Source organism: Phocaeicola sp., from assembly GCF_048170425.1.
Taxonomy (GTDB): Bacteria; Bacteroidota; Bacteroidia; order Bacteroidales; family Bacteroidaceae; genus Phocaeicola.
Window position 1 is genome coordinate 1 of the sequence record NZ_DBEXBB010000206.1, and the last position, 9,393, is coordinate 9,393.

Genomic DNA, 9,393 nt, shown 5'->3' on the forward strand with positions numbered 1-9,393 from the left:
CAACTTTTTTTCTTCTTGTAAAGAAATATAACGTTGAAGAATAGAGAGCAACATATCTCGCTGAAGCACTTCCTCCCATAGATATGAAGTAACATATCCTCCATCTTTACGTTCCGGATTACCCGCACCTCCTACATTACCCGCTCCATTCGAACCTTGATTGAAAGGAACAAAATATGTCTGTTCTTTCTTCAATTCGGTAGTCATTGCCGCTTCGTAAAGATCTACCCCAAAGTAAACCAGAATACGGTTATTAAAATGAAACAACGGTTCTTTCGGGTCTCTTTTCTCACGCCATTGAAATTTGGAATCTTCTACACTCTGTCCTGTAAACTGGTTTTTCAGTTCAAGTGCCACCACTGGAATACCGTTCACGGACAAAACCATATCAATTGTGTTTCGTACGTCATTGGAGTAGGCAAACTGCCGTGTAACAGTCAGGATATTGGAGTAATAGCATGCTACCAATTCATCGTTCAACCAAGAAGCCGGAGCAAAGTAGCAAAACTTAATGCTGATTCCTACATCCATAATACCTTTGCGCAACACGTGTATCAGCCCGTAACGTGACACATTATCCTGGAATATACGATACAATTGTCTTTCTGCTTTGTCACCATATCTCTTCTTGTAGTTTCTCCACTGTTTAGGTTGTGTCTTCTCAATAAACGAAATAAGCACTGGCATATCTATAGCCCTGTCCTTGTCGTATGTATCTTGGTTGCCTTTGATATAGCCTCCCTCTGTAATCAGGTAGCGTTCTATATCGGCTTCGAAGTTCTTTTCCTTTAAGTCTGCGGTATTCATAGTCATTTACAGTTACAATCAATCGTTACTTTCCAGCTTCCTTTTTCACCTTTCCCATTTATACGTTCCAATAATCCTCTTTCTATGAGTGAAGGAGTCATACGCTTCACGGTCCGTTCCGATTTACCAATATGTGCGGCTATATCAGACTGTGTGGCTTTAGGGTTTTCTTTCAAGAAATTCAGCAGTGCCATTTCATCCAGTGTACAATTCAAAGAGCCATCCAAAGTGCCATTCTGGCTCTTTGACTCCTCTTTTTTGGCACTTTGAGAAAAGTTTATGTGCATCTCTCTGTTGCTAAGAGGATTATTTTCTCCAAATAACATGTTTCTCAAGAACATATCCAGGAATCCGGCATCTGCTGAAACCCCTTTGGAGTAGTTGTTATAGTTGGCACGTGCCAGTGCATTTCTGAAATACCACGAATGTTTCTTGAATATATCATTATCCACCTTAAATCCGAATGTCTTCAAGTATTTCATAAGGAACACAGCTATGGTTCTGGTGTTGCCTTCGCCGAAAGCATGTATCTGCCAAACACCTGAAATGAATTTACCGATTCTCTGTAAAGCCTGTTCTGCATTCATGGCAGGATAATCCGTAGCCTTTTCCTGCGCAAAATCATATTCCAAAGTAGGGCGAATCATTTCATAATCCGAGTAGATTACCGTATCGCCGTCAAGCACCCATTCTTTTTTGGTGATATTATAATCACGGATTTGTCCGGCATGCTTGTAGAGACCTTCGAACAAGCGCTTATGAATATATAGCAGATAATCCGGTGTAAACGAGAATGTTTTTTCAGAAAGCAGTTCCGTGATGCGTGCCGATACTTTATCTGCTTCTTCTGTCCGCTCATTTTCTATTTCCCCACGGGAAGATTTCGATTGATAGTACGTATCAATCAGATGTTTCACTTCATCAATGGAAATGTCTCCTTCGATATGTTGCTGTGCCGTCTGAATAAGATACTCAGACGGTTTCAGTCCGTCCACATCCTGCAAACCAATAGCAACTTGCCATGCGGCAGCTTTCTCTTTCTGTTCGGGTTCTCCCTGTCGGATATATTTGTCGAATTCAGTCATGGCTTATACTTTTCTTTTTCCGGTTACACACTCAAAAATCAATGATTTCTTGTAGTCCTTCAATTTCTCTATCTTCTGCTGCTTGATGGAGATTAGTTCGTCTATCTCGCTGCATTTCTCGTCGAGGTAATCGGCGATGGATTGTTGCTCAGGGAGAGGAGGTATTGGTAATGAGACATTGAGTACTTTTGAACCTGTGATAAGTGGCTGAGCATTGCTTGTACTTAGGTTATTCAAATTGGCGGCTTTCAACATTATATACATATAAGGATATAATGCATTGTCAAAACAATTTAAAATTAATGCGTTATCAGTTATATATTTAGACTCTGAAATAAGTCTAACATTTCCACATAATGCACCAACTCTTCCTATTATAATGTTAAAACCATCAACATTTTTCTTATTACAATATCCCATTAGTCCATTACCACCATACACTTCATAAATACCTTCCTGTACTATTTCATTTGATGATATAGAATCTCCACTTTTTATTTTAGCAAGGTATTTTATCTTTACAACTTTCCAATGCTCAGGAATCTCCCCAATCCATTCAATACCTCTATCTTTTAGAGGAACATTTTTATCCAAACCTTTGGTTACAGCTTCGGTAATGACAGATTGCTTGTAGCTTTGCAGTTTGGTTATCATTTCCTCTTGCAAAGTTATCAGTTCGTTTATTTCCCCACATTTTTGATCAAGGTGAGCGGCGATAGATTGTTGTTCAGATAAAAAAGGAAAAGCAACAAGTATATTGCCTAAATCTGTTTGTGTTAAACTTGGCAATGATGTAGAAGTTGAATAAAGATTGAAAGGAAACATTAGTGCAAGATAATATGCAAATTTACAATCTAAATTTGCATGTGGTATAGCATAAAACATTGTATCTACAGCCCAAAATTTACCTTTTACATATAAAGGTTTATCTATTGTACCTTTTCTACCCAACAATAAAGCCTCTCCATCATACATATAGTTTGAACAATATGCAAAACAACCTCCAGAGCCCATTACAGGATAGATTTCTGCATCCAAAAAATTTTTATAATCCTTTCCATTATTAATAGTGATTTTTCTTTTGAACGAAGTTATTTCCCAATGCTCTGGAATCTCCCCAATCCAAGCAATACCACTATCTTTATATTTATTGTATCTATTTTCCATAATCCTCAATCTTCCTATTTAAATTAAAGAGTAATCAATCCATGTAGCATTAGTTTTTCAGCTTCTTCTGCTCCTTTTCAAAATTCTCTAAAAAATGAATTTCTACGGGTGAAAGGTTGTAAACAGTCCTTTCCTTGAACTTGTCGTATTCCGTATCTGCTTTCTGCTTTGCAAACTCGGCAGAAATCTTTCCAGCATGGCTTAACAGCTCTTTTCCGGAAAGCTTTAGGAAATCGTCCAGCTTTTGAATCCAGTCTTTCATGTACATAGGCTTATGCGATTTAGCCTGAAGTTCGGCAAAATCCAAGTATAGACTGACGATTCTGTTGAGCGTATCCAGCTCATCGGAAGAAAGATAGTTCTTCGCTATTTCCGCATCGGTACGTTTGGGCAATGCTCCCGTCCATGAAGTAAGTCCCATGAAATCTTTTTCCGCGTTAGCACGCTCATATATAATTTCGGCAGCGGTATGACCATGTACAGAGAAATGCATCTTGTTTTGTACAGTCTTGAAGAACTGCATGGTAGTCTCTGTACGCGGGTCATAATCTATACTCAGGGCATAAATTTCGAGTATCTTGCGGTAGAATACCTTTTCCGAGGAACGGATGTCACGGATACGGCTTAGCAGCTCGTCGAAATAGTTTCCTCCGCCAGCTCTTTTCAGCAAATCATCGTTCATGGCAAATCCTTTTACAAGATATTCACGCAGAACTTGTGTAGCCCATATTCTGAACTGTACGCCACGGTGCGACTTGACACGATAGCCTACGCTGATTATCATGTCGAGGTTATAGTATGCTACCTGATGAGTTTGTTGCATTCCTTTGATAGCACCATGCTGAGTGGTTGTTGCAAAAAATGCAACAACCATATCTGATTGTAGCTCTCCGTCCTCGAATACATTCTTTATATGCCGGGAAATGGTAGATTTGTTTCTCTGGAACAACTCTGCCATCTGGTCGGCTGTAAGCCAAACCGTATCATTGCATAGAGTCACTTCTATCCTTGATTTGCCATCCTCTGTCTGGTAGAGGATTATATTTCCGTTGTTTTGCTGCTCGTTCATGATCGATATGATGCTGATTTATATCTGCTTACCCTAATATCCTGGACATCAGTTCCGATTCTCTTTCCTCCAGTTTTTTCAGTTCATCGAATATTACTGAACTTGCTGTAAGAGGAGTGTATTTATAAAACTCACGTGTCAGCGGAATTTCATAACCAATCTTACTTTCAGATTCGTTGTACCAGAAGTCAGGGGCATACGGACGCACGTTCTTGTCAAGGTATTCGGTTATATCTTCTTTCCAAGGGATAATTTCGCTGTCCTTCAATTCCGGGTCAGGTGCAAATCCACTTTCCTGGTCAACAGGCTTTATGTATGCTTCCATCATATCAGGGTTACGTTTGCCGAAATAGTTTCTCAACAAAGCAACCTTTCCCTGCGGCACTTTTATCTTGGCCTTCTTCAACTCAAGGAAGAAAGTAATATCAGGAAAGCTTACGTGCCCTGGCATATTTGCTTCCCAGTATGCAGCCACCTCTTTCAGCAAGGCTTTGTCCGCTTCCTTATAATTGGCCGCAGTAGTCTCGTCAAAATGAATATCCTTGTACTCCAGCCGCAAGGGGCGGTTGATGGTGAGTTTTGTAAACTTAAAATCCTCCACATCTTTTACCTTACTTTCCACTTTCAGCTCAGGATTATGTTCGGAGGTATATTCCCAGTTGGTAAAATCGTGATAAGCCTGCATAATCAGTTCGCGGCAAAGAGTTGTAATCTCTACACGCTTATTGCCAAGCGGCTTGCGCAGTTTCTCGAAGCATTTGCTGGCATCGATCAGCTGCACCTTGCCCGCACGTTCTTCCGACTTATTTTTGCTCACTACCCAAATATAGGTAGCAATACCCGTATTATAAAACAGGTCGTTAGGCAACTGGATAATCGCCTCCAGCCAGTCATGTTCCAGCAGATAGCCTCGTATTTCACTTTCACCACTTCCTGCATCACCTTTAAAAAGTGGAGAACCATTCTGGATAATGGCCATACGGCCGTCTTCTTTCAGCTTTGCCACACCGTTGAGCATAAACAGCATCTGTCCGTCTCCCTTTGCCGGCAGTCCCGGAGCAAAACGTCCTGCTTCGCCCATTTCGTTTTCGGCTTTCACCCGTTTTTCGGAAGCCTCCCAGTCAATGCCGAAAGGAGGGTTTGAGATGATGTAGTCAAACTGATAGCCTTTGAACTGGTCGTCGCCAAGAGTATCGCCAAGTCGCATATTATCGGCATTACCGCCCTTTATAAGCATATCGGCTTTGGCAATACCATACGTCTGCGGATTGAGCTCCTGCCCGTAACAAGTAATTTCGGCTCCAGGGTCTATCTTGCGGAACCGTTCATCCAGACAAGCCAGCATCTGGCTGGTTCCCATGGCCATATCGTAGATAGATGCCACAATTCCTTCCTCCTGCATTTCCTGCTCATGGTCACCCACAAGCAACTCACTCATGAGGTAAATAATGTCGCGTGCGGTAAAGTGGGCTCCTGCCTGGTCATTATACGACTCGGAGAATTTTCGAACCAGTTCTTCAAAGATGTATCCCATATCCACAGCCGAAACTACATCGGCTCCTAAATAGGCCTTGGCAGAACAGAACTCCTTGATGACGAGATAAAGCCGGTTGTTATCGTCCATCTTCTTAATCTCGTTGTAGAAGTCCATGCGGTTGATGATGTCAATCACATTCTCGGAAAAATGATTGAGGTAGTTCTCGAAGTTATCTTTGATGTTATCGGCATCGGCAAGTAAAATATCGAAAGTAAACTTACTGGTATTATAGAATTTCTGTTTGGCTGCCGCTTCAAGGAAGCCTTTCTTTACGGCTATACCTTTTGCTTCAAGGTCTTCGTTCATCTTGATAACAGCGTCCTTTGTTGGTGCAAGGGTATCTTCAAAACGCTTGATTACACACATGGGTAGGATTACCTTTCCATATTCGTGAGGTTTATATAAACCTACTAGTTTATCGGCAATGGCCCAGATTAAGTTGGCCTTTTCCTGTATATTGATAGAGGTCTGTCTTTGCAAATCTTCTCCGCTCATAACTATTTTTATTTCTTTCTCAAAGGTAAGAATTTATCAATTACTTAAACAACAAATTAAGGTCCATCGATAAGAAATCCTCAAAAGGCAATCCTCCGGAACCTACCACCAAAGCCTTGTGCGGATGGTATAACTGCGAGAAAACGTTCAGCCCTTGATTGGTGGTTCTTCTTCCACTTTTCACTTCAATGGCTACCTTCTTGTTTCTCCGGACCAGAACGAAGTCTACTTCATCTTTCTTGTCTCTCCAGTAATACACTTTGTAGTCATAAATCTGTGCCTGGCTGACAAGGTGCGCACCAATGGCGGATTCTACATAGTGTCCCCATAACCTGGCATCTTCTATCACTTCCGAAAAATCTTCGTCGGCATATACATTCCGAAGTGCACTGTTATGAACCTGAAACTTGGGAACGGAATTATATTTCCGTGCTTCATCTTCTGCGTATTTCTGCAGTCCACAAAGTAAACCACATTCATCCAGAAGATGCAGGTAACCGGCAAGCGTGGTCACATTTCCTGCATCTTGCAGTTGGGCAGCTACCTTGGTAAGTGAAAGTAATTCTCCGCTATAACTGCTGCCTATCTCAAACAACTGCCGCAAGAGCTGGGGCTTCATAATACGGGTATCCATCAACACATCTTTTGAAATGGAAGCCTCAATCAATGCATCTTTCACATAGTTTCTCCAGCGTGTTTCATTCTGAATGTATTGTGCGGCACCCGGATAACCGCCAAAATAGACATATTGTGGCAAAGACCATCCAAAACAGTCTTTCATTTCAGTATAAGTCCAGTGGGAGAGACGGATAAGTTCAAACCGTCTGGCAAGCGATTCGGTCAGACCTTTTTCAATCCACATTCTGGAAGAGCCCAACAGTACCACTATCAGTTGCCTTTTTTCTCGGGTGTCGCGGTCCCATTCGGCTTTTACCGTTTCACTCCAGTTTCTTATCTTTTGGATTTCATCTATGACCATCAGCCTTTTGGTTTCTCCACGAACGGCCATTTTCATTCTTTGTGATTCCCATACCTGGGTAAGCCAGTCGGCAGATACACCTGTCACATCATCTGCGGAATAACTGTCGAACGGAAGGGTGCATTCTTCCAGTACCTGACCGATAAGGGTAGATTTTCCTACTTGTCGAGGGCCGACAATAACCTGTATTTTACTTCTTGGCTCATTTATACGGCTAAGAATTTCCTGAAACTGTGCTCTTTTATATTCCATTTTTCCCAAATGTTCAATCTAATTCCACAAAATGTTCAATCTACTGAACAAAAATGTTCAATCTGCATCAAAGATAGAAAATATCCCTCAAAAAGAAAAAGTATCCGGAAAACAATTCTTTCTATTTGCCGCTGCACTCGGCTTACACTATCTTTGCACCATGAATTACCTGGAAGTGTTTGGAACCCTCGTGGGGTTAGTCTATTTATGGCTGGAGTACCGTGCCAGCATTTACCTGTGGCTGGCCTGTATCGTGATGCCCGCCGTCTATCTGGTGGTGTATTATCAGGCCGGGCTGTATGCCGATTTCGGAATCAACGTGTATTACCTGCTGGCTTCGGTGTATGGCTGGATAGCCTGGAGCAGAGGAAAGAAAAAGAGGAACATGCAGCAGGCTGAAGAAGAAACACCCATTACACGCATGCCGCGCAAGGTGTATTTCACCTACGAACCGAAGGCGTAAAAAACGCCTTTACGTTTTACTCAAAACGTCAAAGAGTTTTACTTCAAACGCAAGTGCGTTTGGACTCAAACGTCCTTACGTTTTCCCTGAAACGTACTTGTGTTTTCCGGCAGACCTCTTTCTGTCTGATTTTAAGTTAATAAATCATTAGCAATCTTGCGTTTCTCCGGCGAAAATACTAAATTACGGCATCGTAGAATTTTAAATGTAATGCCTATGAAAAAGTATGTAGCTGAACTAGTCGGAACAATGGTTCTTGTACTGCTGGGCTGCGGCAGCGCCGTATTTGCAGGAGGAGTGGCCGACACAATGGGTGCCGGAGTAGGAACCATCGGAGTGGCCATGGCATTCGGTCTTTCTGTCATCGCCATGGCATATACCATAGGAAACATTTCCGGCTGCCACATCAATCCGGCCATTACACTGGGTGTATGGCTGTCGGGAGGCATGAAAACGAAACGGGCGTTGATGTACATGCTGTTTCAGGTTGTGGGCGCCATTATCGGTTCACTGATTCTCACGCTGCTGGTATCGACCGGTGCACACGGAGGACCGACAACCACAGGTTCCAACAGCTTTGCATCTGATGCCATGGGGCAGGCGTTTCTGGCCGAAGCCGTGTTTACCTTCATCTTTGTGCTGGTGGCGCTGGCTGCCACGGACGAAAAGAAGGGGGCTGGCAATCTGGCCGGACTGGCCATCGGACTTACACTGATACTGATTCACATTGTGTGTATACCGATTACGGGCACATCCGTAAACCCGGCACGAAGCATCGGACCGGCTCTGATGGAAGGCGGGCAAGCCATCGAACAACTTTGGCTATTTATCGTGGCACCTTTCGTGGGAGCGGCTTTCAGTGCGCTGGTGTGGAAATTCCTTCGTACTGAATGAGTAAAGACGCAAGGATAGCATGTCTTTTTCATTTAAAAAACGTATCTTTGCAGCCGATTTTTAAATAAGGAAAAAGATATGCTATCACAAGGTATTTATTCGATTGTTTTACTGATTTTCTCGAACATCTTCATGACGTTTGCCTGGTACGGTCACCTGAAGATGCGTGAAGAGTTCAGCTGGTTTGCTTCACTGCCGCTGATTGGGGTGATTGCGTTCAGCTGGGCCATTGCTTTTTTTGAATACTGTCTACAGGTTCCGGCCAACCGTCTGGGGTTCAGAGACAGTGGGGGACCGTTTGACATCATGCAGCTGAAAGTGATTCAGGAGGTGATTACGCTGGCCGTGTTTACCATTTTCTCCATGATTGCGTTCAAGATGGAACTGAAATGGAATCACCTGGCTGCATTTTTCTGCCTGATATTGGCAGTGTATTTCGTATTCAAGAAATGAAATAAGACACTCGTCAGTTCTGCTGTTCGCGCAGCCGCTGGATTTCACGCTGCACGTCGTACTGGTTGTTTCTGACTTTATCTTTTCGGAAGAATTCTTTTCGCCGGATGGAGTCCTCGGCTGCTTTCTGGCGAATGTATTCATACAAGTTTCCCGCATCCTCCGCTTGTGCTGGTTGCGGGTTTTTCTTTT

General features: G+C 42.7%; 8 protein-coding genes and 1 pseudogene. 3 read left to right on the plus strand and 6 right to left on the minus strand.

Annotation, left to right across the window (positions count from 1 at the left end; genetic code table 11):
- The 6 genes from ACMJ0U_RS08155 to ACMJ0U_RS08180 form a co-directional block, all read right to left on the minus strand.
- On the minus strand, window positions 1-807 hold an 807-nt coding region (locus ACMJ0U_RS08155), incomplete at its 3' end, for a type I restriction endonuclease (RefSeq protein ID WP_417129482.1).
- A 2-nt stretch (window positions 808-809) separates the two neighbouring features.
- Window positions 810-1,892: a Fic family protein gene (locus ACMJ0U_RS08160; protein WP_417129484.1), complete on the minus strand. Its 1,083-nt coding sequence runs from the start codon at window positions 1,890-1,892 to the stop codon at window positions 810-812.
- 3 nt (window positions 1,893-1,895) lie between these two features.
- Entirely contained in the window at window positions 1,896-3,059 is a 1,164-nt protein-coding gene (locus tag ACMJ0U_RS08165) for a restriction endonuclease subunit S (protein ID WP_417129486.1), read from the minus strand.
- A gap of 49 nt (window positions 3,060-3,108) precedes the next feature.
- Window positions 3,109-4,128, minus strand: coding sequence for a virulence RhuM family protein (locus tag ACMJ0U_RS08170; RefSeq protein ID WP_417129487.1), 1,020 nt, complete (start codon window positions 4,126-4,128; stop codon window positions 3,109-3,111).
- A gap of 28 nt (window positions 4,129-4,156) precedes the next feature.
- Window positions 4,157-6,160, minus strand: coding sequence for a type I restriction-modification system subunit M (locus tag ACMJ0U_RS08175; RefSeq protein WP_417129488.1), 2,004 nt, complete (start codon window positions 6,158-6,160; stop codon window positions 4,157-4,159).
- Between the two features lie 40 nt (window positions 6,161-6,200).
- Window positions 6,201-7,391 (minus strand): ATP-binding protein, encoded by a 1,191-nt coding sequence (locus ACMJ0U_RS08180; protein ID WP_417129490.1) that lies wholly within the window; start codon window positions 7,389-7,391, stop codon window positions 6,201-6,203.
- 160 nt (window positions 7,392-7,551) lie between these two features.
- Between ACMJ0U_RS08180 and pnuC the strand changes: the two are divergent.
- From pnuC to ACMJ0U_RS08195, 3 genes and pseudogenes are all read left to right on the plus strand, one after another.
- Window positions 7,552-7,830, plus strand: a pseudogene (gene pnuC / locus ACMJ0U_RS08185) (nicotinamide riboside transporter PnuC); the annotation flags it as partial.
- Between the two features lie 240 nt (window positions 7,831-8,070).
- The gene (locus ACMJ0U_RS08190; RefSeq protein ID WP_417129492.1) at window positions 8,071-8,748 is read left to right on the plus strand and encodes an MIP family channel protein; all 678 of its coding nucleotides are present in this window, start codon (window positions 8,071-8,073) and stop codon (window positions 8,746-8,748) included.
- 78 nt (window positions 8,749-8,826) lie between these two features.
- Window positions 8,827-9,201, plus strand: coding sequence for a DMT family protein (locus ACMJ0U_RS08195; RefSeq protein WP_007558495.1), 375 nt, complete (start codon window positions 8,827-8,829; stop codon window positions 9,199-9,201).
- Window positions 9,202-9,393 lie beyond the last annotated feature (192 nt).